This is a genomic window from Streptomyces sp. AC602_WCS936 (assembly GCF_019049125.1).
Lineage (GTDB): Bacteria > Actinomycetota > Actinomycetes > Streptomycetales > Streptomycetaceae > Streptomyces.
On sequence record NZ_JAGMUF010000057.1, the window covers coordinates 1 to 25,905 of the forward strand.

Annotated in this window: 23 protein-coding genes and 1 pseudogene; 10 read left to right on the forward strand and 14 right to left on the reverse strand. The window is 71.3% G+C overall.

The genetic code is table 11. From position 1 onward, the window contains the following. Positions 1-93: 93 nt before the first annotated feature. On the reverse strand, positions 94-846 hold the full coding sequence (locus KUM03_RS20045) for a DUF899 family protein (protein WP_217250650.1): 753 nt from the start codon (positions 844-846) through the stop codon (positions 94-96). 336 nt (positions 847-1,182) lie between these two features. Next, the gene (locus tag KUM03_RS20050) at positions 1,183-2,388 is read right to left on the reverse strand and encodes an alpha-lytic protease prodomain-containing protein (RefSeq protein ID WP_217250651.1); all 1,206 of its coding nucleotides are present in this window, start codon (positions 2,386-2,388) and stop codon (positions 1,183-1,185) included. A gap of 481 nt (positions 2,389-2,869) precedes the next feature. Between KUM03_RS20050 and KUM03_RS20055 the strand changes: the two genes are divergently transcribed. Further along, complete coding sequence (locus tag KUM03_RS20055) at positions 2,870-3,172, forward strand: hypothetical protein (protein WP_217250652.1); 303 nt, start codon at positions 2,870-2,872, stop codon at positions 3,170-3,172. On the opposite strand, the gene KUM03_RS20060 is transcribed toward KUM03_RS20055, so the two are convergent. Next, on the reverse strand, positions 3,150-5,981 hold the full coding sequence (locus tag KUM03_RS20060; RefSeq protein WP_217250653.1) for a LuxR family transcriptional regulator: 2,832 nt from the start codon (positions 5,979-5,981) through the stop codon (positions 3,150-3,152). The two genes, KUM03_RS20055 and KUM03_RS20060, sit on opposite strands and share 23 nt — an antisense overlap. Positions 5,982-6,503: 522 nt before the next feature. Next, positions 6,504-7,487 carry a BtrH N-terminal domain-containing protein gene (locus tag KUM03_RS20065; protein WP_217250729.1) on the reverse strand — a complete coding sequence of 328 codons (984 nt, stop codon included), beginning with the start codon at positions 7,485-7,487 and terminating at the stop codon, positions 6,504-6,506. Positions 7,488-7,640: 153 nt separating this feature from the next. Between KUM03_RS20065 and KUM03_RS20070 the strand changes: the two genes are divergently transcribed. Then, complete coding sequence (locus KUM03_RS20070) at positions 7,641-8,081, forward strand: hypothetical protein (RefSeq protein WP_217250654.1); 441 nt, start codon at positions 7,641-7,643, stop codon at positions 8,079-8,081. A gap of 66 nt (positions 8,082-8,147) precedes the next feature. Here KUM03_RS20070 and KUM03_RS20075 read toward each other — a convergent pair whose 3' ends face one another. After that, positions 8,148-8,732 (reverse strand): hypothetical protein, encoded by a 585-nt coding sequence (locus KUM03_RS20075; protein ID WP_217250655.1) that lies wholly within the window; start codon positions 8,730-8,732, stop codon positions 8,148-8,150. 29 nt (positions 8,733-8,761) lie between these two features. On the opposite strand from KUM03_RS20075, the gene KUM03_RS20080 reads away from it, so the two are divergent. Next, positions 8,762-9,244, forward strand: a complete 483-nt coding sequence (locus KUM03_RS20080) for a dihydrofolate reductase family protein (RefSeq protein ID WP_217250656.1) — start codon at positions 8,762-8,764, stop codon at positions 9,242-9,244. Positions 9,245-9,532: 288 nt separating this feature from the next. Here KUM03_RS20080 and KUM03_RS20085 read toward each other — a convergent pair whose 3' ends face one another. Both KUM03_RS20085 and KUM03_RS20090 read right to left on the reverse strand, forming a co-directional pair. After that, the gene (locus KUM03_RS20085; RefSeq protein WP_217250657.1) at positions 9,533-10,102 is read right to left on the reverse strand and encodes a DM13 domain-containing protein; all 570 of its coding nucleotides are present in this window, start codon (positions 10,100-10,102) and stop codon (positions 9,533-9,535) included. A 120-nt stretch (positions 10,103-10,222) separates the two neighbouring features. After that, on the reverse strand, positions 10,223-11,557 hold the full coding sequence (locus tag KUM03_RS20090) for a hypothetical protein (protein WP_217250658.1): 1,335 nt from the start codon (positions 11,555-11,557) through the stop codon (positions 10,223-10,225). A 113-nt stretch (positions 11,558-11,670) separates the two neighbouring features. Here KUM03_RS20090 and KUM03_RS20095 point away from each other — a divergent pair, with 113 nt between their 5' ends. Both KUM03_RS20095 and KUM03_RS39265 read left to right on the forward strand, forming a co-directional pair. Then, positions 11,671-12,921 carry a molybdopterin-dependent oxidoreductase gene (locus tag KUM03_RS20095; protein ID WP_217250659.1) on the forward strand — a complete coding sequence of 417 codons (1,251 nt, stop codon included), beginning with the start codon at positions 11,671-11,673 and terminating at the stop codon, positions 12,919-12,921. Further along, positions 12,918-13,406, forward strand: a complete 489-nt coding sequence (locus KUM03_RS39265; protein WP_374225351.1) for a hypothetical protein — start codon at positions 12,918-12,920, stop codon at positions 13,404-13,406. The genes KUM03_RS20095 and KUM03_RS39265 overlap by 4 nt, the downstream gene beginning before the upstream one ends. 182 nt (positions 13,407-13,588) lie before the next feature. Here the strand turns inward: KUM03_RS39265 and KUM03_RS39270 are convergent. The 3 genes and pseudogenes from KUM03_RS39270 to KUM03_RS20115 all read right to left on the reverse strand — a co-directional run. After that, positions 13,589-14,089, reverse strand: a pseudogene (locus KUM03_RS39270) (class I SAM-dependent methyltransferase); the annotation flags it as partial. Further along, positions 14,053-14,691: a DUF2064 domain-containing protein gene (locus KUM03_RS20110; RefSeq protein WP_217250661.1), complete on the reverse strand. Its 639-nt coding sequence runs from the start codon at positions 14,689-14,691 to the stop codon at positions 14,053-14,055. The gene KUM03_RS20110 and the pseudogene KUM03_RS39270, both read right to left, overlap by 37 nt. Continuing rightward, positions 14,688-15,395, reverse strand: a complete 708-nt coding sequence (locus tag KUM03_RS20115) for a glycosyltransferase family 2 protein (RefSeq protein WP_217250662.1) — start codon at positions 15,393-15,395, stop codon at positions 14,688-14,690. Before KUM03_RS20115 ends, KUM03_RS20110 begins: the two co-directional genes overlap by 4 nt. 114 nt (positions 15,396-15,509) lie before the next feature. On the opposite strand from KUM03_RS20115, the gene KUM03_RS20120 reads away from it, so the two are divergent. Together KUM03_RS20120 and KUM03_RS20125 are read left to right on the forward strand one after the other, a co-directional pair. Beyond that, a complete protein-coding gene (locus KUM03_RS20120; RefSeq protein WP_217250663.1) occupies positions 15,510-16,271 on the forward strand; it encodes a response regulator transcription factor in 762 nt (253 codons plus the stop codon). Position 16,272: 1 nt separating this feature from the next. After that, complete coding sequence (locus KUM03_RS20125; protein ID WP_217250664.1) at positions 16,273-17,385, forward strand: sensor histidine kinase KdpD; 1,113 nt, start codon at positions 16,273-16,275, stop codon at positions 17,383-17,385. A 16-nt stretch (positions 17,386-17,401) separates the two neighbouring features. Here the strand turns inward: KUM03_RS20125 and KUM03_RS20130 are convergent, their stop codons facing one another. The 3 genes from KUM03_RS20130 to KUM03_RS20140 all read right to left on the reverse strand — a co-directional run bounded on the left by KUM03_RS20130 (position 17,402) and on the right by KUM03_RS20140 (position 21,207). Continuing rightward, positions 17,402-18,403, reverse strand: coding sequence for an NAD(P)-dependent oxidoreductase (locus KUM03_RS20130; protein ID WP_217250665.1), 1,002 nt, complete (start codon positions 18,401-18,403; stop codon positions 17,402-17,404). Between the two features lie 129 nt (positions 18,404-18,532). After that, a complete protein-coding gene (locus KUM03_RS20135; RefSeq protein ID WP_217250666.1) occupies positions 18,533-20,197 on the reverse strand; it encodes an ATP-dependent DNA helicase RecQ in 1,665 nt (554 codons plus the stop codon). Between the two features lie 119 nt (positions 20,198-20,316). Beyond that, on the reverse strand, positions 20,317-21,207 hold the full coding sequence (locus tag KUM03_RS20140) for an MBL fold metallo-hydrolase (RefSeq protein ID WP_217250667.1): 891 nt from the start codon (positions 21,205-21,207) through the stop codon (positions 20,317-20,319). 363 nt (positions 21,208-21,570) lie between these two features. Between KUM03_RS20140 and KUM03_RS20145 the strand changes: the two genes are divergently transcribed. The 3 genes from KUM03_RS20145 to KUM03_RS20155 all read left to right on the forward strand — a co-directional run bounded on the left by KUM03_RS20145 (position 21,571) and on the right by KUM03_RS20155 (position 25,202). Then, positions 21,571-22,986, forward strand: a complete 1,416-nt coding sequence (locus KUM03_RS20145) for a family 2B encapsulin nanocompartment shell protein (RefSeq protein WP_217250668.1) — start codon at positions 21,571-21,573, stop codon at positions 22,984-22,986. Between the two features lie 80 nt (positions 22,987-23,066). Beyond that, positions 23,067-24,311, forward strand: coding sequence for a family 2 encapsulin nanocompartment cargo protein terpene cyclase (locus KUM03_RS20150; protein ID WP_217250669.1), 1,245 nt, complete (start codon positions 23,067-23,069; stop codon positions 24,309-24,311). A gap of 15 nt (positions 24,312-24,326) precedes the next feature. Then, complete coding sequence (locus tag KUM03_RS20155; RefSeq protein ID WP_217250670.1) at positions 24,327-25,202, forward strand: geranyl diphosphate 2-C-methyltransferase; 876 nt, start codon at positions 24,327-24,329, stop codon at positions 25,200-25,202. A gap of 42 nt (positions 25,203-25,244) precedes the next feature. Here KUM03_RS20155 and KUM03_RS20160 read toward each other — a convergent pair whose 3' ends face one another. Then, positions 25,245-25,835, reverse strand: a complete 591-nt coding sequence (locus KUM03_RS20160; protein WP_308406361.1) for a TetR/AcrR family transcriptional regulator — start codon at positions 25,833-25,835, stop codon at positions 25,245-25,247. Positions 25,836-25,905 lie beyond the last annotated feature (70 nt).

Here is a 25,905-nt window from a genome sequence, read left to right on the forward strand (position 1 = left end):
CTGGCTCCATCACTACAATCACCACCGCCCCCACACCGCAACCGGCGGCAAACCACCCATCACCAGGTTGACCAACGTCCCTGGGCAGTACACCTAGGTCAGCTCGTCGGAGCGGCCCGCTTCGATGCGGGACCACTGGGCGATGGGGCGCCCGTTCGTGCGCCACTCCTCAGGGTTCTCCTCGGAGTACCAGGGCTGGGGCCAGCCGCGGGGGGAGTCCTCCCATGCCTCCTGGCGTCCGTAGACGGTCATGTCCAGCAGTCCGTGGGTGGGAGCCATGACCTCGACGCCGCGACCGCCGGTGTAGTACGTCTCGAACACCCGCTTGCCGTCGCGGACGTAGCAGACGAGGTGGTGACGCTGCCAGTCACGGCCCTCCAGGAGCTGCGGCGCCGTCTTCTCGACCGAGTACCACGGCATGTCCAAGCCCAGGAAGTCGCGGTAGCGGACGCTCTCTCGGTACGGACCCTTGCAGAGAGTGGCGTACGTGGCGTCGCGGGAGTGGATGTAGGACAACTCGCGGACCTGGCAGTTGAAGAACGTGCAGCCCTCGCACTGCCCGGCAGCGGGCTGTCCGGGCCACCAGGCGTGGAAGTAGGCGATGAGTTGCTTGCGGCCTTCGAAGACGTCGAGGATCGTGACCGGCCCGTCAGCGCCGATGACCTCGACGGTGGCGTCGACCTCCACCATCGGAAGCCGCCGGCGAGCCGCCGCGATCGCGTCTCCTTCACGGGTGTGCGCCTTCTCCCGTACGAGCAGACCTTCCCGGGCCACCTGATAGGTGGCTCTGTCCACCACAGGTGGGAGGGCCGGACTCGATGTGCGATCGTTCACGAGCGTCTCCATTCGCTCCTGTACCGGGCGGCCGGCAGAAGCCACCGGGAAACCAGAATGGCCACTGGGCTGCGCCGGGCTTTGAGGCGCCACGCAGCAGCCCTTCGGCGGCTCGCTCGTTCAGTCCAACAGCCGACGCCGGAGCGGCGAGACCGCAGGCGTGGCCCCGTCCCAGACTTCGACCCGGCCGCGGTCCATACCCTGGCAAGGCTGCGAGTGGATCGAGAGATCCTCGGCGTGGTGGCAGCGGAGTTCGACCGTGTCCGTCGCGAACTGGGCGACCACGAAGCCGGGAGCCGCTCGCTGTCTCTCGCGCGCGGCCCCCGGCCGGTCCTGTTACGGACGTGCTCAGTTGGTGTTGAGCGTCAGCCCGTAGTAGCGAAGGGCGTCGTCGAGCGGCTGGAAGTACGAGGAGCCTCGGGAGTAGACCCCGCCGCTGCACTGCTGGTTGGTCGGTCCGCCGGAGGTCATGCCCTGTGCCTGGTTGCCGGAGATGTACGCACCGCCGCTGTCACCGCCCTCGACGCAGACGCTGGAGGCGGCCAGGCCGCTGACGACCGTGTCGGGGCCGCCGTTGGGGTCGGTGTAGGTGACGGTGTTGTTGTAGGAGCTGATCGCGCCGCAGGTCCAGCCGGTGGTGGCACCGGACTTGCAGACAGCGGCGCCGGCGGCGGCCCGGCTGCTGCCCCTGACGGCCACCGTGCTGGTGCTGCCCTGGCCCCAGGTGCCGACGCTGGTGGTGATCGAGTGGCCGGAGTTGATGGTTGCGATGCCCATGTCGACGCTGCGGGTGCCGAGGGCGTAGCGGGTCTTGTAGCCCTTGGCGAAGGCCGCTCCGTCGTAGCGCAGGGTGTTCACGACGCAGTGTCCTGCGGTCACCAGGTACTGGTTGCCCGATCGGTCGCGGGCCCCGTACCCGACGGAGCACCACTGCGTCGTGTCGTTGAACGTCATCTTGCTGCCGGGGTAGATCGCGGCCTTGGGCTCGAGCTCCTTCTGGCCCCGCTCGATCTCGACGGCGGAACCGTGCCTCGCGGCCTTGGCGAGGAACGCCTTGGCGGCGGCTCCCCGGTCGTTGTTGACCTTGACGATCACCTTGTCGGAGGCCAGATCCACGGCCCAGGCCACCACTCCGGAGGGGACCTTCCTGGCGGCGAGGGCGTCCAGCTCGGCCTTGATCTCGTCGAGTGCGGTCTGACCGCGGGCGGGCACCCGGGCGGTGAGGCCGGCCTTCTCGATTCTGGCCGCCTCGGCGGTGTCGGCGGCGTTGACGGTCAGCTTTCCGGAGGCGTCGAAGAAGGCTCCGTCGCCGGATATGCCGCTCCTCTTGAGCTCCGCGAGCTTGGACTGCTGGGCGGTCTGCCGGTCCAGGCGGTCGGCTGCGGCCTCCTCGCTCACACCGAGCGAAGCGGCCAACGCCCGGACCATCTCGGGCTGGTAGTGGGGGGTGGGCTCAGCGCCCTGCGCCTGCGCCACGGTCTGGGTCCCCAGGACCGCAGAGGCCGAAAGCGCGATGGCCGCCGCAGCCAGGCGGCACTTACGAGAGTTGCGCACGTTGATTCCTTCCGGGTGACAGACAGAAACCCAATGTGGGGTTTATGCCGGAACGCAACAGCGCCCCGGCACAGGACGGCTCCTGCCTGACGGCGAGTCAAAGACCGGCCGTGATCCCGAACTATTGCTCAGCGATTCCTCGAATTACAAGGTGCGTGCGACGGCATCTTTTCGTGGAGTTCTTGATGCTCCGTTGAAGCGGGAGAGAGCAATCAGGGCGGAGCATAAGAGAGTCACGTCCGCCGTTGCATCAGGCCGGCGCATTTACGGATACGCAAGAAACCCGGCGCGCCTCGGAGCGCCGCAGTCTCTCCGGACGTGACACGAAGGCACCCGGGATACGTATAGGTGATTGGCCGGTCCGGATATTCAGGGATCGGACCGGTTCATACGTTGACCAAAGCGCGCGGTCCGCCGGGCGATTTCACCGCACTATGTGCCGATGGAGCGGAAAAGCGCGTAGAAACAAGGAGGCGGCGCCGTGACCAGAATCTACTTCCAGGTCCATGTGCCCATCAGGAACTCCGCACGGCCCGAGCAGCACGGGCTGCACGTTTTCACCGGGGCGGCCGACACCTGGTCGGCAGCGCTCCGCATCGCGCGCGAAACCTGTGACTCGGCCGTTGCCGCGCAGAAGGCGGGCCTTCCGGTCCCTGGCCGGCGTCCGGACGGCTGGGGAGCGCGCGGGCTGCGCCCCGGCTGGGTGCTCGACTGGACGGCTGCGACTGTGCATGCCTGGGGGCACGACAGGAGGTTCCGGCTCAGCAGATCTCACCTGCCCTGACGGGACGGCTCCCTCCGGGTGCGAAGAGGCGCGCACCGCTCCCAGGAGCGCCTCCCAGCCGGTGGTCGAGGTCACGGCGGGAGAGCGCCCCGGTCTTGCGCATGGCGCGGGCGATGTGCTGCTCCACCGTGCGGGGAGAGAGGTGCAAGGTCGCGGCGATCTCCCGATTGGTGAGACCCGAGACGGCGAGCTGGGCGACTTCCGCCTCCCGGGGGGACAACTCGTCGGCGTGCGAAGGGCGTCCGGGAGGGCGGCCCTTCTTGGCCGGCTGCCGTGTGCGCAGCAGGGCCCGGGCCCGCGCCGCGTCCCAGACGGCCCCGAGGTCGGTGAAGCGCTGGGCGCAGGCATCCAACTCGGTGGTCGCCGACAGGGCGGAGGCGCGGTCGGATGCCGGGTCTGTCGACGAGGAGGTGCATCCGGTCTCAGCGGCCGGGCAGTCATGGGCTTCCGTGTCCGCCGCGAGTACGCAGCGCGCGGCGCCCTCCGAGGCCAAGGCCTGGGCGTAGGGGCGGGGCAGCTCCGCGTAAGCGGCCGCAGCCTGCCGGTACAGTTCAGCGGCCCGCAGCAGTCCGTCCCGCCGGTCATGGTCGGGGGCTTCCGTTTCGGCGAGAACGGCCCGGCTCCAGATCAGTGCGGCCCTGGCGGCGGGCGCGTAGCCCGGTCCGAGTCCCTGGGAGAAGCTCCGGACCATGGTGTGTGCCGTGGCGTTGTCACCCACGCGGGCAAGTGCTTCCACGGCCCACGGCGCGAGTTCCGCGGCCCACGACCACACTCCCTTCTCGGCCACCACCTGCCACGCGGCACGCGCCTGTTCCGCCGCGGCCTCCACCTCCTGGCGGGCCAGGGCGAGCCGGACCACGGCGCCGGCGGCGGTCGCGGTCAGGGGAACGGGCAGGTCCTTCGTGCCGAACGTCCCACGCTGGGACAGCCAGCACGCGGCCTCCCCCCAGTCGCCCTGGGCGAGGGCGAGCAGGCCGCGCACGATGTAGGCGTCGGAGGCGATGAGCGGCATGTCGGCGGTCGCGGCGACGAAGTCCTCGCACCGCTTGGCCAGGCCCGACCACCGGCCGGTCCACCATTCCTGGAGCAGTTGGGCCCCCAGCGCGTTGTGCTCGAAGTAGGGCGCGCCGCTCCGCGCGGACAGGTCCCGTCCCTGCGCGAGCAGGTCTTCCGCCTGCTCGTGCAGGCCGAGCCAGACGGCGGAGTCCGCGGCGTTGCACAGGCCGCGTGCCGCCTGCCGGGCGCACGCGGGGTCGGTGGCTTCCAGGGGAAGCCCCTTCACCAGCTCCCACGCGTCCGGTTCGGCACAACTCGTAGCGAGGGCGGCGCGGTTGGCCAGGACCGCCGTACGCATCGAGCCGTCCCCGCTCGCCTCCGCTGCGGCCATGGCCTTGACCAACCACTCTCGGTGGACGTCGATGGAGTCGCCCGGCCAGTAGGGGCTGGACAGCGCCGCCATGGCGCGTGCGGCCAGGCCGGGACGGACCTCGACCAGTTCGGCGGCGGCGGTCTCCAGAGCCCGCCGGCCCTCGGGGTACCGACCCATCTGATTGCACAGCAACAGCCCCAGATCGAGCCGCAGCTCCCCGCGCACGGCCGGCGGCAGAGACGTGTCCTGCACGATCTGCGCGAGGACCTCCACGGTCTGGTCCGAGCGCAGTCCGGTCACCGCGCTGCGGGCCAGCAGCGGTGCCAGCCGGGCGCGGACCTGGGGCGGAAGGCCCGGGGCGGCCAGCGTCCGTTCCAGTAGCGTGACGGCTTGCTGGTGCCGACTGGAGGCCGCCGCCGACTCCGCGGCCTTCTCCACCGCTTTGATCCATCTGCGGCTGTCGCCGGCCGCCCTGTGGTGTTCGGCCACGGCGTGCCAGGCGACGGGCTGTCTGCGGCTCAGCGCACCCGCCGCCCGCCGGTGGAGGTCCTGGCGGACGGGCCCGGGCATGGAGGCTCGTACAGCCGGCGCCGCGAGCGGGACGGCGAAGCCGTAGCGGTCTTCGCCCAGCTCCGCCAGGGCCGCGGAGTCCAAGGCCCGCAGCAGTGCGCTGTTCCCCGACGCGGCTCCAAGTCCCGACACCGCGATCAGTTCGTCGCGGCCGGCGGGTTCGTCAAGGACGGCGGCCGCCCAGACCACCGGCCGGTCCGCGGGGGACAGCGCGTGCGTACGGCTCAACACCAGCTCCGCCAGCCGGGTCGGCGTACCGGCCGCTTCCACCTCGGCTCCCGTACCGGCGAACGCGGGCCGCCGCTCCCTCAGTACGGCGAGGAGGTCGACGACCACGCGGGGCACGCCGCCGGTCTGCTCGTGCAGCGTGCGCACCGCTTCGGCCGTACAGTCCTCGCCCAGCGCCTCCACGGCGGCCCGGCGGACCCGTTCCTCGTCCCAGGACTCAAGCCGGTGCCGGAGCACCGTCATCCGGGGCGGGTACGCCATCGGCGGGCTGCCCAGCGGAAGACCGGGGACGGAGAGTTCCTCCGGGCGATAGGCCACAGCGGCCCCGGAGCCCGGCCCGAGCCCTTCCAGCACCAGACGCAACCGTCGGAGTTCGTCCTCGTCCGCCCGGTGAACGTCGTCCACCAGCCACAGGGCCGGCATCCGCCGGTCCCCGTCCCCGTCCGACGGCCCGCCGTCGACTCCACACCGCCACCACACACGGACCGTGTTCGCCGTCTCGGGCAGGCCGGCCAGTTCCTGAAGCAGATGGCTCTTTCCCTGACCGGCGAGACCCTCGACGAACAACAGCACCGGATCGGCACGTTCGTCGGCCAGGGCGCGTGCCAGGGGCCGCAGAGCGGAACCACGCGTCGCGATCACGCCGTCATCCTCGCTCTCCTCAGGCGGAGCCCATCCACCGTGACGCCCCACGGAAGGCGCCGTTCCGGCACGGTACCAAGGTGACGACACACCCGAACAGACGTGAGAGCAGGACGTCCGCTGACCCTCCTCCGGCGAACCACAAGAGCCACGGCGCGAATCCGCAACGGTGGGCGGTACCCATTCCGAGCAGGCAGTCACATCCATCCACGCCGTTCAACGGGCATGCGTGCCCGGGCGTGCGGAAGAGCTTCCGGCGTCGAGGCGCACCGCGGAGCACACCGACCGACCCCCGGGAAGCAGCGCCATGCCATCCGGCTCGGGACAGCCGGGAGATGGCATGCGCGGTCCGTTCCACACGCCCGTGCACACTGTCGGTCGACCGAGGCTGGAGGAGTTCCGCGAATTCGCTGCGCGGTCTCGCAGTCCGGTCGGCCGACACCTGAAACTAGGCGCCGCTCCGAGTCCCCGAACATCCGGAAGTCGGGATCCACGGATACTCAATCAACCTTTCGGAAGACGTCACAGCATGCTGAGTGCCTGCATCGCGTCGTGCTCGATACGCGAGAGGTCGTGGAGGACGGAGCCGGCCTGCGTGAGGTCCTTCGTGTCGCCGGATTCGCCTGCTGCCGCGACGAGCGCGGCCACCTGTGTCCAGAGGGTGGCGGCCTCGGCATACAGGCTGTGGCCAGTGCGCAGGTGGCTGCTGTCGATCAGCTGGGCACACTCGGCGAGAAAGTCCCGGTAGAGATTGCGGAACAGGGCGCCGCCGGTGCCGGCCCGCTCCATGAGGGCGGCGGCCCGTGGCAGGTCCTCCCGCGGGTCGGCGGTGCGCTGCAGCCACTTCGGCACTTGCTTGGCGGTCTTCTCGATGCCTCGGTGACCCAGGTTCGCGATGGGCGGGTTGAGGAAGGCGTTGGCGCAGGTCCTGATCGCGGGGATGATCCGCTCCTGCGGCGACGTCAGGCTGCTGGGCGCCGTGATGGTGAAGGATCGGTGCCTGGCGGACATGGGGCCGCGCTCGGCCCTGGCCCTGGCCAGGGCGGCGAGGCTGGTGGAGACCGCTCCGCCCTGCGGGTCGGTGTCCACCAGGTAGGCGTCCTGTCCGTCGTAGCCGTACATGGCCACGACGTGCCCGCCGAAGTGCACCTTGGTGCTGAAGTAGTCCAGGTGGTAGCTGTCGAGTTGAAGGCCGACCGGCTGACCGGCGTCGATGGGTGCCGCCACGTTCTTCCATGCCTTGCGTGGAGAGGCGGTCTCCTGGACCAGCAGCTGAAGCCCGAGTGCGGAGGCCAGGCTCCTGGTCAGCTCGAAAGGCTTGACCCGGCCTCCCAGGAAGGGGAAGCCCATGGCTTTGCTGTCCCAGTAGACGAAGGACAGCCCGGAGCCGAGCCCGAACAGCATGGGCTCGGACAAGTCGAGTCCCTCGTGCCGCAGCAGCACGCCCAGAGCAGTCGTCTCACAGTGCCGCATACCGCGGACATCGACGTCTTTCACCATGGTCATGCCGCTCATTCTTCCTCCTGACCTCGACACGCGCCGTGATGGCCCTGGCCCGGCCCGTGGAGTTCCCCCGCAGGACCCGGCGACGACCTGAGGCCAAGCCCCGCCTACGATGCTTCGACACGGAATCACACCTGCACCACGGGGGATACACACATGCGCAGGACAGCAACCACAGTGGCGCTCCTGGTAACGGCCGGGCTGATGACCGCCTGCGGCAGCGGCGACGAGGGGAAGAAGGAGCGCGCAGACAAGGGCACGACCACGTCGTCGTCGAAACCGGCCGCAGGCGGCCAGGACAAGACATACGAGATCACTCTGCAAGTCGGCGGCAAGGGCACGTCCAGAGTGGGCTACAACCTCGACACGAACCATTTCGAGCAGGTCACCCTGCCGTGGAAGAAGTCGGACAAGCTCACCCTGAACGGCACCGAACGCAAGGTGGGGATCACCGTGTCCATCGTGCCGGGTGCCGTGGAGCTGCCCAACGGCCAGCTCGGCGCCGCTCCTTGCTCGATCACCGTCGACGGTGAGAAGGTCGCCGAGGACCCTGGTGGCGTCGACGGCAAGCACATGTGCGAGTACACCCTCCACTGATCGCTGGAGGAGCGGCGCGTCGGGACCGCGCTCGGCGCCCTTGAGTGCTTGGGCTTCCCAGTCCCCTCAAGGGCGCAAGGCCTCAAGTTCGTCCGCGCGACGGAGGTCCTTGGGACGGCCGAGGGAACGGCGCATAAGGATCAGGTCGTCCAGGCCGGCGTAGAGGATGTCGAAACCCGCCGGATCGTGGGCGTTGACCGCCCGGGCAAGGCAGGGCGAGACGTCCAGGTCGCCCCAGGGCAGGGCGGGAGTGCACAGGTCGCCGTCGGCGCCGATGACCTGGTAGGCCACCTGAGAGCGAGCGAGGTCGGGCAGGTTCGCACAACCCGTGGCGGTCAGGGCCTCGCGCAGGGCGTGCGCCTGCTCGGGCGTACCGTCCCACAGCAGGTCGAGGTCGCCGGTCGGTTCTGCCGAGCCGTGCATGATGCCGGCCACCTGGCCTATGACCACCGCACGTGAACCGGCCTCGTGAAGAGCCCGAAGGAATGGAAACGGATCGAAGCCGAAGGCGCCGTCCGTGGCGAACGTACCGACCACGTCATCGGCTTCGCCCGGGCCGCGCCCCGTTGTGGCACGATTCCGGGTGGCCGCCTCGATAAGCCGAACGGCCCGGCGAAGACGCAAAGCAGCAGTTTCATTCACGCAGCTCATTCAACCTCACGCGCAGCAGCCTCACCTCGGTGCGGCTTGCTCGGCCAGGGCTCCAGCGACGGGAGAGCCGGCGGAAGTGGGTCGGAGTCACTCATGATGGCCGTGGAAAGACGGGGCCGCCGACTGGCGAGGAGGACGCATGGGAAAGGTCGCCTAAAGCGCAGCAGGACGAGCGGGACGACACGACGTCGGAGGCATACGGCGGCGCGTGGTCCGGAGTCGAGTTCATCCTGACCCACCGACCGGAGGAGATCGCCGACGCCCCGGCCGTCGTCGTCCTGAACTGCGACATCGTGGAGGCGGTCCGTCGCGCTCAGGAAGTCGCCGGCGACAGGGACGTGCAGATCATCAGCGCCGACATCGCCCGGCAGGCGCTCGAGCACGACCTCATCGACGAGTTGCAGGTCTTCGACGTTCCCGGCGGGCAGCGGATCTACTGGGAGCTGGTTGAGATCTACGAGGACAGTCCGCGTAGCTTCGGGCGTACCTACCGCCCGAAGCGGCGTTCCTGAACTCTTCCCGGTGTGCGGAGAAGCCGCTCAGTCGGAGGGTAGGCACGGAGCTGAGGCAGCAGGCCTCCCACGCGTCATCCTCCGACCTTGCCGGCCTTGATCTGTTGGCGTCGGGTGGCGTCGACCACGATGGGCAGTCCGTCGGGGACCTGGCCCTCGAGGCTGTTGAGGAGGTCCTTGATCGGCGGTGGTTCGCCGGGGCGAGGCCCACGTGTTCAGCAAGCACGGTGGTCACGGTGTTGGCGGCCGGCGGAAGCAGGACGGCGGTGAACAGCAGCGCGAGCACTCTCAGACGCGGGCGAGCTCAGCGGCGCCGAAGGAGACGTCGAAGCGGTCGCACCAGATGCTCACACTGGTGTAACGGGACGGGTCGACGTCGGCCGGTACCGTGTAGTTCTGGCTGCCCTTGTTCCCCTTGAGCTTCCCGAGACTGACGTACTCCCCGTCGTCGAACACGTGCCAGCCGGCCGTCCCCGACTTCACCGGCGCATCGGTCAGCCACACCCGCAGGTCCGGGCCGTTGCTCGTGTCGAGGTTCTCGACACGCACGATGTGGGAGCCGTCGGTGAGCCGCACCAGCTTCACCGTTCCCGAGGTCGCGTGCTCGTGGCTGATCAGCCCGCCGCTCGCGAGGGTCACCGGTCCGGCCGAGGCCGGTGCGGAAGGGGTGCCGTCGGCCGGCTCCCCAGCGGACGGCCGCGGTGGCGGCACGGCTCCGGGCAGTGCCTCGTTGACGGTCTCCTCCTGCCACAGCTTCCATGGCTGGAACCAGTAGGAGCCGAAACCGCCCACCGCGACAGCCACGGTCAGCGCGGTGATGACCCACGGCCTGACCAGCACACTTCGAAGACGTCTCATTGCGCCCCTCCCGACAGTCGTTGACCTGGGACCATTCAATGCGAGAACCGGCCGACACGGGGCACCCGGCAGATGACGAAACTCTTACGCCGCGGCCGTGAACCACCGCGCGCACCGCGCTCACCAGCCGGTCGCCAGCAGGTGGTTGAGGAGCAGGGCCAGCACCGCCTGCGCTGTCAGCCAGGCGCGCGGGCGGGTGAGGAACGCGCAGGCCGGCAGGAGCCACAGGGCGAAGGGGAGCCAGATGCGTTCCGTCTCCGCCTTGCTCATGCCGGACAGGTCGGCGACGAGCAGGGCGAGCAGCGACGCGGCGATGAGGAACGCGAGGCGGCTGTCCTCGGTGCGGACCTCCTCACCGTGCCGTCGGACCAGCGCGGTCCGGCGCAGGCCCGCCGCCGTCGCCAGGCCCGTGATGAGCACCGTGCAGGCGAGGTTGGCCCACACCCAGTAGCCGTAGGGGCGGACCCCGCCCGCACCCTCGTAGTAGCGGGTGACCAGCAGGTGGTAAGCCTCCCACCAGTCGAACCCGGCGACGCCGAACGCCACGGGCACCACCGCCGTCCCCGCCAGCAGCGGCACGAACAGCAGCGGCCGCTTCCGCACCTCGCGTCTGCCCAGCAGCAGCACCGCCGCCCCGGGCACCGCGAAGAGCGTGAGCCCGTACGAGAGGTAGCAGGTCAGGCCGAACAGCAGCCCCGAGCCCGCCGCCCACCACAGCGAGCGTCGCGTGACGGCGAGGGCCAGCAGGGCCACGGCCCACGCGGCGACCGCCGCGAAGTAGCCGTCGGCGGACGTGCCCATCCACACCGCGGCCGGTGCCAGCACCAGGAAGGGAGCCGCCCGCCGGGCGAGCCGTTCGCCGGCCAGGGCGCGCACCGCCACCAGCACCGCCACGCATGCCGTCGCGCCGATGGTGATGCACCAGGCCCCGGCCCAGCCCCCGCCGCGCAGCCCGAGCCGGTCGAGCAGCACGAAGGTGAGCGTGGCCGCCGGGGGGTGACCGGCGACGTGGGCCGGCCAGTTGTCGGGGGAGTGGAGCAGGATGTGCTGGGTGAAGTCGCGCAGGGTCGCCGGGATGTCGTTCCAGCGGCCGATGACCGACAGGTACTCCTGATGGGTGGTGAGCCGGCCCGCGATGCCCCGTTGCCAGCCGTCGATCAGGGCCAGTGACCAGGTCCAGGCCATCGCCGCGCCCCAAGCCGCGGGAAGCAGGGCGCGCCACGGCAGGCGGGCGGCGACGGCCGGGCCGTACGCCACGGTCGCCACCGCCACCAGGACGGCCGCCGGCGTGCCGGGGCCCAGGTGCGGGTCCCAGCGGCCCAGCAGGGGTGGCCAGCCGACGATCAGGTCGTCGTAGGTGAACAGGTACCGGCCGACGAGGCCGGCTGCCGCGACGAGCAGCGCGGCGGCCGCGGCAGCGTACAGGTCGCGGGGAACGGAGCGGAGGCGGGTCACACCGGCACCGTAGGCCGGGAGATGGCGCACCGGTCGGTGCGCACGGCGGACGTCAGCGTTTCGTCATGGGTCGTGGGCCGTACCGGGCGCCGATCGCGGCCTACCGTCGGAACATGCGCGACCTCGCCACACGGCTTCCGTCCTCGCCGAGCTTCTGGCGCAGCCCCCTGCGCGGCCCCTGGTTCACCTCGGTACTCGGCCTCGTCCTGCTCGTCGGCGTCAGCGTGCTGTTCGTGACCGGCCTGCTCTCGTACGCCGCCTACAACCCCGACCTGTCCCCGGTCAACGACAAGACCCCGGACAAGGGACTTCTCGGCTTCTATCTCTTCGCCTGGCCGACCGACCCGCCCTGGCTGTACCGCCTCACTCAGGGCGTCCACGTCACCCTCGGGCTGACTCTGATCCCGGTACTGCTGGCCAAACTGTGGTCGGTGGTGCCGAGGCTGTTCACGCTGCCGCCGGCCCGTTCGGTCGCCCACGCGCTGGAGCGGCTCTCACTGCTGCTCCTGGTGGGAGGCGCGCTGTTCGAGTTCGTCACCGGGGTGCTCAACGTTCAGTTGGAGTACGTCTTCCCCGGCTCCTTCTATCCGCTGCACTTCTACGGCGCCTGGGTCTTCTTCGCCGCGTTCCTCGCGCACGTCGCGCTGAAGGCGCCGGCCGCGGTGCGCAACGTACGCCAGATGCGTGCCGGGGGAGGGGAGGAGCCGGACAGCCTCGTGGCGTCGCGGCCCGACGCGCCGACGGTGTCGCGGCGCGGGGCCCTGTGGGCGGTCGGCGGGGGATCGCTGGTGCTGTTCGCCACCAGCGCCGGCCGAAGCTTCGACGGGGCGGTGCGGGCGACGGCCGTGCTTGCGCCGCACGGCGGTGCCGAACCGGGCGGCGGCCCGAACGGCTTCCAGATCAACAAGACCGCCGCGTACGCGGGCATCGACCCGGCCGAGACACACGAGGACGCGTGGCGGCTCGTCGTCGTCGGCCCCACCAAAACGGTCCGCCTCGGCCGCGCCGACCTGCTGCGACTGCCGCTGCACAGCGCCGCGTTGCCCATCGCCTGCGTCGAAGGCTGGTCGACCTCCGACCAGTGGTGGCGCGGGGTGCGGCTGCGCGACCTCGCCGCCCTGGTGGGCTTCGACGGCGACTCGCCGGACGTGCTCGTCGAATCCCTCCAGCGGCGGGGCGCCTTCCGCAGCGGCGCCCTGCGCGGCAACCAGGTGGCCGACCCGCGCTCCCTGCTCGCGCTGTACGTCAACGGGGAGACGCTGAGCCCGGACCACGGCTACCCGGCGCGGATCATCGTGCCCGCCGCGCCCGGCGTGCTGAACACGAAGTGGGTGGCGCGGATGACGTTCGGAGACCTGGGATGAACCTCGTACGCAGATTGCGGCTGCCGGTACTGCGGCTGCCACGGCCCGTGATCGGCGGCCCTTTCCAGATCCTGCTGCTCGCCGCCTCGTTCGCGCTCGCGGGCTACGCGGGGGTGCGGCTGCTCGCCGGTGACTGGCTCGGCGTGGCGCTGTGGTTCGTGGGGGCGGCGCTCTTGCACGACCTGGTGTTGCTGCCGCTGTACGCGGTGGCCGACCGGGCCGTGGTGAGCGGGCTGGGGAAGGCGGGCCGTCGTGAGTGGGTGCCGTACGTGCGGGTCCCGGCCGCCTTCTCGGCGCTGCTTCTACTGGTGTGGTTTCCGCTGATCAGCGGCCGGGTGGACGCGCGCTACCGGTCGGTCGCCGGACTGTCGGCGGACGGCTTCCTCACTCGCTGGCTGCTGATCACAGCCGCGTTGTTCGGCGGTTCGGCGCTGCTGTTGCTGCTGCGCAGGGCGACGAAGCGGCGTTCCCCCGACGTCCACTGAGCGGCCGTCCGCCAACCGCCGGCGGCCGCGCGGCGGCGCAGGGCGCGGGTGCCGATCCGCGCCCACGGGAAGGGGCTGCCGGACGCGTGGCCGTCCGTGTCGTCGACGACCTGCACGTGAGCGCGCTCGTCGACGTCCGCCCGGGCTGTCTCGGCGATCAGCAGGCCGCCGGGTGCGAGCAGGGCGGCGACGCGGGCGAGCAGGGCGCCGGGGTCGCCGCCGATGCCGATGTTGCCGTCCATGAGCAGGACGGTGCCCCAGCGTCCCTCGCCGGGCAGCGACTCGAACACGGAGCGCCGCAGCGACTGGCCGCCGGTGCGTACGGTGCGGGCCACGGCGGCCGCGCTGACGTCGATACCGAGGACGGTACGGCCCCGGGCGGCGAGCTCCGCCACCAGCCGGCCCGGGCCGCAGCCCACATCCAGCACGGTGCCCTCGCACCGGTCCAGCACGTCCAGGTCGACCGCGTCGGCCCGCGCACACCACCGCTCCACGTCCAGCGGCAGCAGCCAGCCGTCGGTGCGCCGCAGGAACAGCGGCCCGCGACCGGCCCGCAGCGCGGCCGTATAGGGGTCGCAGGCCTCCCAGGCCCGGGCGGCGGCGGGCGGCGCGGACAGCCGGCCGGAGCCCACGTGCGGGGCCGCCCTCACCGGCGCACCCGCCGGTCCGCGCCCGGCGCGCACGCCGCGAGCCGGGCGGCGAAGCGCCCGTGCGGGACCAGCGCGGCCACGGCCCGCGCGTCGTCGGCGGTGTCGACGTCCCGGAGCAGCGGCAGGTCGCGTACCCGCAGCCCGGCCGCGAGCAGCCGCCCACGCTGCACGGCGCCCGTCACCGGTGTCGACATGGGCACGCCACGCAGCAGGGCGGGGTCGGGGCGGGACAGGGCCAAGGCCCAGAAACCGCCGTCCTCGGCCGGGCCGAAGCAGGCGTCGCAGTCGGCGAAGTCCACGTCGAGCAGTTCCGGCGTCACCTGCGGGGTGTCCATCCCGATCAGCAGGGCGGGCCCCGTACACCCGGCGAACGCGGCGGCGAGCCGTTCGTCGAGGCCGCCCGGGCACTGCGGTACGACGTCGAAGCCGGCCGGCAGCCAGGGGCCCGGTTCTCCGGCGAGCACCAGGACCCGGCGGAGTGCGGGCGTCGCGGCCACGGCGCGCAGGGTGTCGGCGAGCGCCGCCTCGGCCAGCGCGGCCGCCTCGGCGGGCGTGAAGGGCGGGGTGAGCCGGGTCTTGACCCGGCCGGGGCGCGGCTCCTTGGCGATGACGAGGAGAGTGGTCGCTGCACTCACCTGGAGGTCTCCTCTCGGACGTCCGGTGCCTCGGCCAGGACGCGGCGCATGTCCCGTACGGCGTGCCAGGTGCCGCGCCACGTGCCCGTCACCTTCGAGGCGCCGGTGCGCGGCAGGTACGGGACGTCGTGCTCGGTGACCCGCCAGCCGGCGTCGGCGGCGCGGACCACCATCTGGAGTGGGTAGCCGCTGCGCCGGTCGGTGAGGCCGAGACCGAGCAGCGCCTCGCGGCGGGCGGCGCGCAGCGGCCCCAGGTCGTGCAGGCGCAGGCCGGTGCGGCGGCGCAGCATCCGGGCGAGGGCGAGGTTGCCGGCGCGGGCGTGCGCGGGCCACGCACCCCGGCCCTGCGGGCGTCTGCGGCCGAGGACGAGGTCGGTGCCGCCGGCCCGGATCTCGCGCACGAAGGGCACCAGCAGGGCGGGGTCGAGAGAGGCGTCGCAGTCGCAGAAGCAGACGACGTCGGCGGTGGCGGCGGTCAGCCCGGCGTGGCAGGCGGCGCCGAAACCACGGCGCGGCTCGGTCACGACCGTGGCGCCGTGCGCGCGGGCGATGTCCGCCGAACCGTCGGTGGAGCCGTTGTCGACGACGAGCGCACGCCAGCCGGCCGGGACACGGGCCAGGACCCAGGGCAGGGCCCGGGCCTCGTCCAGGCACGGGAGTACGACGTCGACGTCCGGAGGGGGCGAGGTGGTCACGGCTTTCACCCTACGAGCGCAAAACGCGCGAACCGGACCTTCGTTCCTTACGAAACGCGGACGTCGCGGCCGGTGCAGCTCCCGGCGGCGACGCCCGCGCGCCCGCGGTGCGAGGCTTGGCGCATGCAGCAGCCCCACGAGTCCACCTTCACGGACCTGTCCCCCCGCAGACCTCCGGACGGGCCCCCTGCCGGTCCCGCCCGGATCCTGGTCGTCGACGACGACCCCACGGTCGCGGAAGTCGTCGCCGGCTACCTGGAGCGCGCCGGTCACGTGGTGGACCGGGCCGACGACGGTCCGGCCGCGCTCGACCGAGCCGCCGCGCACTGGCCGGACCTGGTCGTGCTGGACCTGATGCTGCCCGGCATGGACGGCCTCGAGGTGTGCCGGCGGATACGCGGCACGGGACCCGTGCCGGTCATCATGCTGACCGCCCGAGGTGACGAGGACGACCGGATCCTGGGCCTCGAGGTCGGCGCCGACGACTACGTGACCAAGCCGTTCAGCCCGCGGGAGCTGGTGCTGAGGGTGGAGTCGGTCCTGCGCCGCACCCGGCCCGCCGCAGCGCCGCGCCCGCCGTCCGCGGCCGGCCTGACCGCTGACCCCACCGCTCGCCGGGCCACCAAGGACGGTGTCGAACTGGCTCTCACCCTGCGCGAGTTCGACCTGCTCGCCTTCTTCCTCCGGCACCCCGGGAAGGCCTTCGCCCGCGAGGAGCTGATGCGCGAGGTGTGGGGCTGGGACTTCGGCGACCTGTCCACCGTCACCGTCCATGTACGGCGGCTGCGCGGCAAGGTCGAGGACGATCCGGCCCGCCCCCGGCTGATACAGACCGTGTGGGGCGTCGGCTACCGCTTCGACCCCGCCGGACGGGAGGCGGACTGACGTGCACGACACCCTCCTCATCGCCCTCTACGCCTTCGCCGGTGCCGCCGCCACCGGCCTGGCCGGCGCGGGCGTGCTGCGGCTGATCCGGCGGCGCTCGCTGACGGCGTCGCTCGCCGTGGTGGCAGCCGTCGCCGTCCTCGCGATGCTCGCGGGCACCCTCGCGGTCGCGTGGGCGATGTTCCTGTCCCCGCACGACCTGTCCGTCGTCACGACCGTCGTGGCCATGGCCGCCGTCGTCTCCCTCGCCACCGCGCTGCTGCTCGGCCGCTGGGTGGTCGCCCGAAGCCGTGAACTGGCGGCGGCGGCTCGCTCGTTCGGAGACGACGGCGACTACGCGGCACCCACCACACCGGCCACCGCCGAACTCGACGCGCTCAGCCGGGAACTGGCGGCCACCAGCGCCCGGCTCGCCGAGTCCCGCGAACGGGAACGCGCCCTGGAGACCTCCCGGCGCGAACTGGTCACCTGGATCTCGCACGACCTGCGCACCCCACTGGCCGGCCTGCGCGCCATGTCCGAGGCCCTGGAGGACGGCGTCGCCGCCGACCCCGACCGCTATCTGCGCCAGATCCGCACCGAGGTGGAACGCCTCAACGACATGGTCGGCGACCTCTTCGAACTCTCCCGCATCCACGCCGGCACCCTTCCCCTCGCTCCGGCCAGGGTCTCCCTCTACGACCTGGTCGGCGACGCCCTCGCGGGCGCGGACCCGCTCGCCCGCGAGCACGGCGTACGGCTGGTCGGCGACGCGGTGGCGGCCGTACCGGTCGAGGTGGACGGCAAGGAGATGAGCCGGGTCCTCGGCAACCTCCTCGTCAACGCGATCCGCCGCACCCCCGCCGACGGCACGGTCGCGGTCGCCGCCGAGCGCTCCTCCGAGGGCGTCGTGGTCTCGGTGACCGACGGCTGCGGCGGCATCCCCGAGGAGGACCTGCCCCGCGTCTTCGACACCGGCTGGCGCGGCACCCACGCCCGTACGCCCCCGGCCGGCGCGGGTCTGGGCCTGGCCATCGTGCGCGGCATCGTCGAGGCCCACCGCGGCCGCGCCACGGTCCGCAACATCCCGGGCGGCTGCCGCTTCGAGGTGCTCCTGCCTCCGGCGGAAACCTGAACCCCCGGGCACGCGGTCACCGGCGGCGCAACTCCGCCCGTGCGAACTCCCGCATGCCCTCGGCGAACCCGACCCGCGGCCGCCACCCCGTCTCGTTCCGCAGCCGCGCGGAGTCCGCGGTGATGTGGCGTACGTCGCCCAGGCGGTACTCGCCGGTGACGACGGGCTCCGGCCCGCCGTACGCCGCCGCCAGGGCGCGGGCCATCTCCCCGACCGTGTGCGGCTCACCGCTGCCGGTGTTGTAGGCGACGAGGCCGCCGCCCGGCCTCTGGACCGTCAGCGCGGCGACGTTCGCCGCGGCCACGTCCCGGACGTGCACGAAGTCCCGGCGCTGACACCCGTCCTCGAAGACCCGCGGAGCCTCGCCACGCGCGAGGGCGGAGCGGAAGAAGGAGGCGACACCGGCGTACGGGGTGTCGCGGGGCATCCGGGGTCCGTACACGTTGTGGTAGCGCAGCGACACAGCCGTGGCGCCGGTCGTCCGGGCCCAGGCGGCGGCCAGGTGCTCCTGGGCCAGTTTGGTGGTCGCGTACACGTTGCGCGGATCGGCCGGGGCGTCCTCACCGACCAGTCCCGGCACCAGGTCCGCACCGCACACCGGGCACGGGGGCTCGAACCGTCCCGCCTCCAGATCGGCCACGGCGCGCGGACCCGGCCGCACCACCCCGTGCCGCGGACAGCCGTAGCGTCCTTCCCCGTAGACGACCATCGACCCGGCCAGCACGAGCCGCCGCACGCCCGCCTCGGCCATCGCGGCGAGCAGGACGGCGGTGCCGAGGTCGTTGCGCGAGACGTACTCCGCGGCGTCGGCGAACCCGGTGCCGAGCCCGACCATCGCCGCCTGGTGGCACACCGCGTCCACCCCTGCCAGGGCCCGCGCCACGGCCGCCGGGTCACGCACGTCGTCGCCGGGATCCTCGCGTACGTCGAAGCAGACGGCGTCGTGCCCGTCCGCCCGCAGGGCCTCGACGACGTGGGACCCGATGAACCCGGCACCGCCGGTGACCAGTACGCGCATACGCCCACGCTAGGTCCACCGAACGCCCGCGCCGCGCGCCGCGAGCGGCACGTCACGGGTCCGTAAGAAGCGGGCGGCGCCTCCACGCTTGCTTGCGCTCCGGCGACCGTCACGCCCTCCCCATTCCTGCTAGGGCCGCCGCACCACCGTGAGCAGGTCGTCCCGGTCGGCCAGAGTCTCAAGGGACAGGGTGCGGTATCCGGCCCGGTCGAACAGGACGGTGATGCGGTCGCCGTCCTCGCTGAGCACGGTGCCGCCGCCCCACCGACCGTGCCGTACCTGAGTGCCGACCGGGTAGCGGGAGGCGGTGCGATGCACGGGCCGGTGGGCCTCGACGGGGTCCTGGGCGTCGTCGGAATCCTCCGCCTCACACCGGTCACAGTTGCCGCACGGCGGCTCGTAGGCCTCGCCGAAGTAACCGAGCAGGAAGTAGCGGCGGCAGCCGGTCCCCTCGGCGTACGCCCGCGCCATGTCGACTCGGGTGCGGTCGGTACGCCGGTGTGCCTCGGCCGCGCGTGCGGCCTCCTCCACTGCCTCACCCGGTGGTGTGTCCGGGTCTGGACGCACCTCGCCTTCCTCCCCGGTGGTGACCGTGCCGGCCTCCTCCAGGAGGTTCACCGCGGCCGTCACCCGTGGGCGGGACAGGCCCGTGTCCTGACGTAGCTCGGCGAGGTCGGCTGGATCGTCCTCGTGGTCGTGGACGGCGTCGGCGACCTCGGTCAGCGCCTGTCTGCCGGTGGCGCGGGCGGCGAAGAACGCCTGCATGCCGGTGTCCTCCGGGCGGTAGTGCAGCACGGCGTCGGCCGGTCGGCCGTCCCTGCCGCAGCGGCCGATCTGCTGGTAGTAGGCGTCGAGCGAGCCGGGGAGCGCGGCGTGCAGCACGAAGCGCGCGTCCTCCTTGTCGATGCCCATGCCGAAGGCCGAGGTGGCCACGACCACGTCGGCCTCACCTGACTGGAAGGCCTCGTGGACCCGGGTGCGCTCGGCGGCACTCAGACCGGCGTGGTACGCCTCTGCCGCGAGTCCCAGCGAGGTCAGTTCGCCGGCGTAGTACTCGGTGTCCTTGCGGGTGCCCGCGTACAGCAGGCCCGGTTTGGGCTCGGCTGCGGCCCGCTCCACGACGGCGCGACGACGCTCGGTGTCGTCCTGGAAGCGCCTCACCTCCAAGCGGATGTTCGGCCGGTCGAACCCGGTCACCATCACCCGTGGGTGATTCATGCCCAGGCGCTCGGTGATCTCCCTGCGCACCGGCGGCGCGGCCGTCGCCGTGAGCGCCAGGACCGGGGGCCTGCCCACTCGTCGTACGGCCTGTTCCAGACGCAGGTAGTCGGGCCGGAAGTCGTGGCCCCAAGAGGAGACGCACTGCGCCTCGTCCACCACGAACAGAGCGGGCCCCACCTCGACCACCAGGTCCTTCGCGAGCTGCTCGGGCGCGAGATAGAAGAAGCGGACGCTGCCCTCGCGCACCCGCTCCCAAACGGCACGCTCCTGTGCGGAGGTGAGGTCGGAGTTCAGGGCGACGGCGCCCGGCGACTTGTCATCCCCGGTCAGGCCGGCGATCTGGTCGTGCTGCAAGGCCAGCAGCGGTGAGACCACTACGACCGGACCACTCAGCAGAAGGCCGGGCACCTGGAACACCGCGGACTTCCCGGAGCCGGTCGGCATCACCACCAAGGCGTCCGCCCCGTCCAGCACCCATTCCATGGCTGTCAGCTGCTCAGGGCGCAGACTGTCCCAGCCGAAGACGTCGGCTGCCACACCGCGCAACCGCGCGGCCCGTCCCGTCGCACCCATACCCAGCACCTCACCTCGGCCGGCAGACCCGGAGCGCCGCTCGGAGCCCGGGTACCCCGGCAGCGGAGGGCAACCGGCCAACCGGGAGGCCGTTCGGTCCGCACGGGGTGCGGCGAAGGCTACGTCGCGCGGAACCTTCCCCGCTCGACCTCCGTGACCCGTCCCGTGCCGATCAGCCGGTTCAGGTGCCGCGCCGCGGTCCGTCGCTCGACCGGCCCCACGTGCGGGCCCTCGACGTGCGGGCGGTAGACCAGCCGGTGCTCGGCGATCTCCTCGACGGTCCGCGGCTCGTCCAGGAACGCCAAGAGGGTCGCGTCGCGTTTCTCCACCACCCCCACGAAAGCGTCCAGCCGCCCGGAGAACTCTCCGGCGCCCTCGATCACACCCTTCTGGTGAGCCGTGCCGTACCAGCGGACACCGATCTCCCGGCATCGGCGCACGGAAGCCTCGAAATCCGTGAGACTGCTGCCCACGTCTCCGTAGTACGGGCCGAACGAGGTCAGGTCGATGTCCGCCACGAAGAGGAAGCCGTCCGGCTCGATCAGGAAGCCGCTGTGGCCCGGCGTGTGGCCCGGGAGGTGGACGACGGTCACGGTGCGGCCGCCGAGGTCGAACACCGTGCCGTCCTCGAACCCCGTGGCGTCGGTACGACCCCGCACGTGGAAGCGGTCGCGCAGCATCGCGTGGGTACGCTCGGTGGCCTCCGGGGGAAGGCCGTAGCCTGCGACCATGACCTCGCGTGACCGCAGCGCGGCCAAGTCCTCCTGGTGGACGCGGACGGGCACGTCGTAGTCGGCGAGACCCGCGACGTGGTCCTCGTGCGCGTGGCTGACGAGGACCAGGTCCGCAGGTGGCGCCGTGCCGACGAGCGACAGCGACGGGTCGATGAGCAGTGTCTCGGCGGTCCCGCGCACGAGTACGGAGTTTGCGTAGGGGTAGGCGCCCAGTTCCGCGCCCACCAGCACGGTGACTCCGCCGTACTGCCTTTCCGTGTATGCCGTGGTGGCCAAGGCCGGCACTCCTTCGTCCGCCGCGTGTCGCGGTGATCAGGTACAGGTAGCGGTTCGGGTGTCGAGGCCGGTGGGCCCCGGAAGAGAGTGTCCCCCGGCCGTCGGTGGCGTCCGGGGCGGGGTGCGGGATCAGCCGCGGGCAGGCCTTGACACACAGTGGACCGATAAACCGCATTGAATTGAATGTCACTGCTTCGAGGTAAGCACCTCGTCTCCCTGCTGAATGCGGCCAGTTCAGCAGCTAGCTTCTGCATGTGGACGGATTCCCGTGATCCCTCCCGCTCGTTGCCCATTCCTCCCTGTCTCCCGGTCGGCGCACCCGTGTGCGCCGGACGACCCGTCGTCCAAGGAGAAAGCCCGCCGATGTCCGTCGACAGCATCCCGGCAGCCCAGACCACCCCAGCCACGCCGCAGCAGTCCCTGAGTACCGCCGCCGCCCGCAAGCTCGCCACCACCACCAAGTCCGCGCCGCAGATGCAGGAGATCACCTCCCGCTGGTTGCTGCGGATGCTGCCCTGGGTCGAGGCCGCGGGCGGTGCCTACCGGGTCAACCGGCGGTTGCGTCACACCCTCGGCGACGGACGCATCGAATTCGTCCAGGAGGGCGCGACGGTCCGGGTGATCCCCCGGGAGCTCACCGAACTGGCCCTCCTGCGCGGCTTCGAGGACACGGACGTCCTGAGCGCCCTCGCCGGCCGTTGCACGCAGCGCGACTTCGCGGCGGGTGAAGTCCTCGTCGAGCGCGGCAGCCCCGCAGACCGGATCCACCTGATCGCCCACGGCCGGGTCAGCCAGACCTCCGAGGGCAAGTACGGCGGAGAGATCGCCATCGCCGTACTCGCGGACGGCGACCACTTCGGTGAGAACGCGTTGACGGACTCCGACGCCCGCCACGACAGCACGGTCACCGCCGAGACCGCCGGCACCCTCCTCACCCTCTCCCGCGCCGACTTCGCCGCCGTCCGGGATTCCGCGCCACAGCTCCAGGCACACGTCGACGAGTTCGATGCCCGTACACGGCAGCGGCAGAACAAGCACGGTGAGGCCGAGATCGCCATGTCGGCCGGCCATGTCGGCGAGGTCGACCTGCCAGGCACCTTCGTCGACTACGAACTGAAGCCGCGCGAGTACGAGCTCTCCGTCGCGCAGACCGTTCTGCGCATTCACACCCGGGTCGCCGACCTCTACAACGACCCGATGAACCAGAGCGAAGAGCAACTCAGGCTCACCGTCGAAGCCTTGCGGGAGCGTCAGGAACACGAGCTGATCAACAACCGCGAGTTCGGGCTGCTGCACAACGCCGACTTCAAGCAGCGCATCCAGCCCCGCAGCGGCCCCCCGACCCCGGACGACATGGACGACCTGCTCTGCCGCCGTCGCGGCACCAAACTGTTCCTCGCCCACCCCAGGACGATCGCCGCCATCGGACGTGGCTTCAACGCCTGCGGTCTCTACCCCGACCACGTCGACCTCGGCGGTCAGTCCGTCCCGGCCTGGCGCGGGGTCCCCATCCTGCCCTGCAACAAGATCCCGATCAGCAAGGAACAGACCAGTTCCATCATCGCGATGCGCACGGGCGAGAAGAACCAGGGCGTCATCGGCCTGCGGCAGACGGAACTGCCTGACGAGTACGAACCTGGTCTCTCCGTCCGGTTCATGGGCATCAACGAACAGGCGATCATCTCCTACCTCGTCAGCACCTACTACTCCGCCGCGGTGCTCCTGCCCGACGCCCTCGGCGTGATGGAGAACGTGCAGATCGCCTCCGGGCCGCGCTGAGGCCCCGATACGCAGCATGCCCACGCCCGACAGCCGCACGCACCACGGAGCGGCCACCCCACCGCAGCAAGGAGCCGCCGATGCCCGACCCTGACTTCCTGGCGGCGCTGCATCCGCCGGTCACGATCCCCAAGCCGACACCACCACCGCCGCCGACGGACGCTCCCGCCGCACCCGACACGCCTCACGCCACCACGACCACGACCACGACCACGACCACCATGGACTCCGCTCTCCAGCGCGTTCTGCGCGGACCGACCGGACCGGGCACGGCCTCACTCGCCTTGTCCGGCGGGCAGCGATCCGCACCGGAGCCGGCGGCCCCGGCCCCCGCACCGTCCGCCGAGGGCCGCGCCGTCCCCGGCCTCTACTACCACCCCGTCCCGGAGCCCGACCCGGTGCGCGTCGAAGAGGTGAGCCGCCGGATCAAGCGCTGGGCCGAGGACGAGGTCCAGCTCTACCCCGAGGAATGGGAGGGGCAGTTCGACGGCTTCTCCGTCGGACGCTACATGGTCGGCTGCCATCCCGACGCACCGACGATCGACCACCTGATGCTCGCGACGCGGCTGATGGTCGCCGAGAACGCGGTGGACGACTGCTACTGCGAGGACCACGGCGGGTCACCCGTCGGTCTCGGCGGGCGTCTCCTCCTCGCGCACACCGCGATCGACCACTTCCACACCACCGCGGAGTACACACCGCCCTGGCAGGAGTCACTCGCGTCCGACGCCCCGCGCCGGGCCTACCACAGCGCGATGAAGTACTTCGTCGACGCGGCCACACCCGCACAGTCCGACCGCTACCGGCACGACATGGCCCGACTCCACATGGGCTACCTCGCCGAGGCCGCCTGGGCTCAGACCGGTCACGTACCGGAGGTGTGGGAGTACCTGGCGATGCGCCAGTTCAACAACTTCCGGCCCTGCCCCACGATCACCGACACCGTCGGCGGCTACGAACTGCCCGCGGACCTGCACGCCCGGCCGGACATGCAACGGGTCATCGCCCTCGCCGGCAACGCGACCACCATCGTCAACGACCTCTACTCGTACACCAAGGAACTCGACAGCCCGGGCCGTCACCTGAACCTGCCCGTGGTGATCGCGGAACGCGAGCAGACCTCCGAGCGCGACGCCTATCTGAAGGCCGTCGAGGTCCACAACGAACTCCAGCACGCCTTCGAGGCCGCCGCGGCCGACCTCGCCACCGCCTGCCCCCTGCCCACCGTGCTGCGCTTCCTCAGAGGCGTGGCCGCATGGGTCGACGGCAACCACGACTGGCACCGCACCAACACCTACCGCTACAGCCTGCCTGACTTCTGGTAAGAAACGGACACCTCTGTGACGACTGAAACGACCTCCACCGCCACCGCGAAGATCCCGGCCCCGGCGACGCCCTACCAGGGGGACATCGCCCGCTACTGGAACAACGAGGCCAGGCCGGTCAACCTGCGCCTGGGCGACGTGGACGGGCTCTACCACCACCACTACGGCATCGGCGCCGTGGACCACGCCGCGCTCGGCGACCCGGCGCACAGCGAGTACGAGAAGAAGCTCGTCGCGGAGCTGCACCGGCTGGAGTCGGCACAGGCGGACTTCCTCATGGACCACCTCGGCCCCGTCGCCCCCGAGGACACCCTCGTCGACGCCGGCTGCGGTCGCGGCGGTTCCATGGTCATGGCCCACCACCGGTTCGGCTGCCGGGTCGAGGGCGTCACCCTGTCCGCCGCCCAGGCCGACTTCGGCAACGGGCGCGCGCGAGAACTGCGCATCGAGGACCACGTCCGCTCCCGCGTGTGCAACATGCTCGACACACCCTTCGAGAAGGGCAGCGTCACGGCCTCGTGGAACAACGAGTCGACCATGTACGTCGACCTGCACGACCTGTTCGCCGAGCACTCACGCTTCCTGAAGGTGGGCGGCCGGTACGTGACGATCACCGGCTGCTGGAACCCGCGCTACGGCCAGCCGTCGAAGTGGGTCTCCCAGATCAACGCCCACTTCGAGTGCAACATCCACTCCCGCCGCGAGTACCTGCGTGCCATGGCCGACAACCGCCTCGTGCCGCACACCATCGTCGACCTCACCCCGGACACGCTGCCCTACTGGGAACTGCGGGCCACGTCCTCGCTGGTCACCGGCATCGAGGAGGCGTTCATCGAGTCCTACCGCGACGGCTCCTTCCAGTACGTCCTGATCGCGGCGGACCGCGTGTAGGCCCTGCACGGCGACGCGCGCGACATCAGGGCAACGGCGCTGTCATCGTCCGCCCGCAGCCGACCGGCGCGGGCGGATTCCGTCCAGGAGGTAGGCGGTGCGGCGGTCGTAATCGTCGCGAGGAGGCCGCTCGCCGTGCTTGAGGGCGAGGGCAGTGTCGATGACGAGAGCGTGAAGGTCGCCCGCCGTGAACTCCGGCCGCAGCGCACCGGAGGCCCGCGCCGCCGCGACGATCTCGTCGTTGGCCTCGCTCCCGGCCCGGCAGATGTCCATGAGTTGCCGTGAGTGCGGATACGTCTGCAACAGAACGTCGTTGACAGCGGGCTGGCGGTACTGGAGGTCGCGGAGCGCGGTGAGGTAGTACGCGATCCGCTCACTGACGTCGTCGATGGTCCGAGTGCGGTCGATGACAGCGAACAGCTCCGTCGCGACGACCTCTTCGATGACGGCCTCGATGAGGCCGATCCGACCGCCGAACCGGTTGAAGATCGTGGCCTTGCTCACCCCTGCCGCCTTGGCGACCTCCTCCAGCGGCACCGTCAGGCCCCGCCCCTGGAAGGCGCCGATCGCGGCGGAGCGGATCTGCTCGGAATTGCGCCTGGCGTCGGCGCGCAGGCGGGATTCCGGAGGCACCGCACCGGCCAAGGTCCTCACCGTCTCTCACTGCCGTCCATACCGAAACTTGACTCCATGGGTCAGCTTA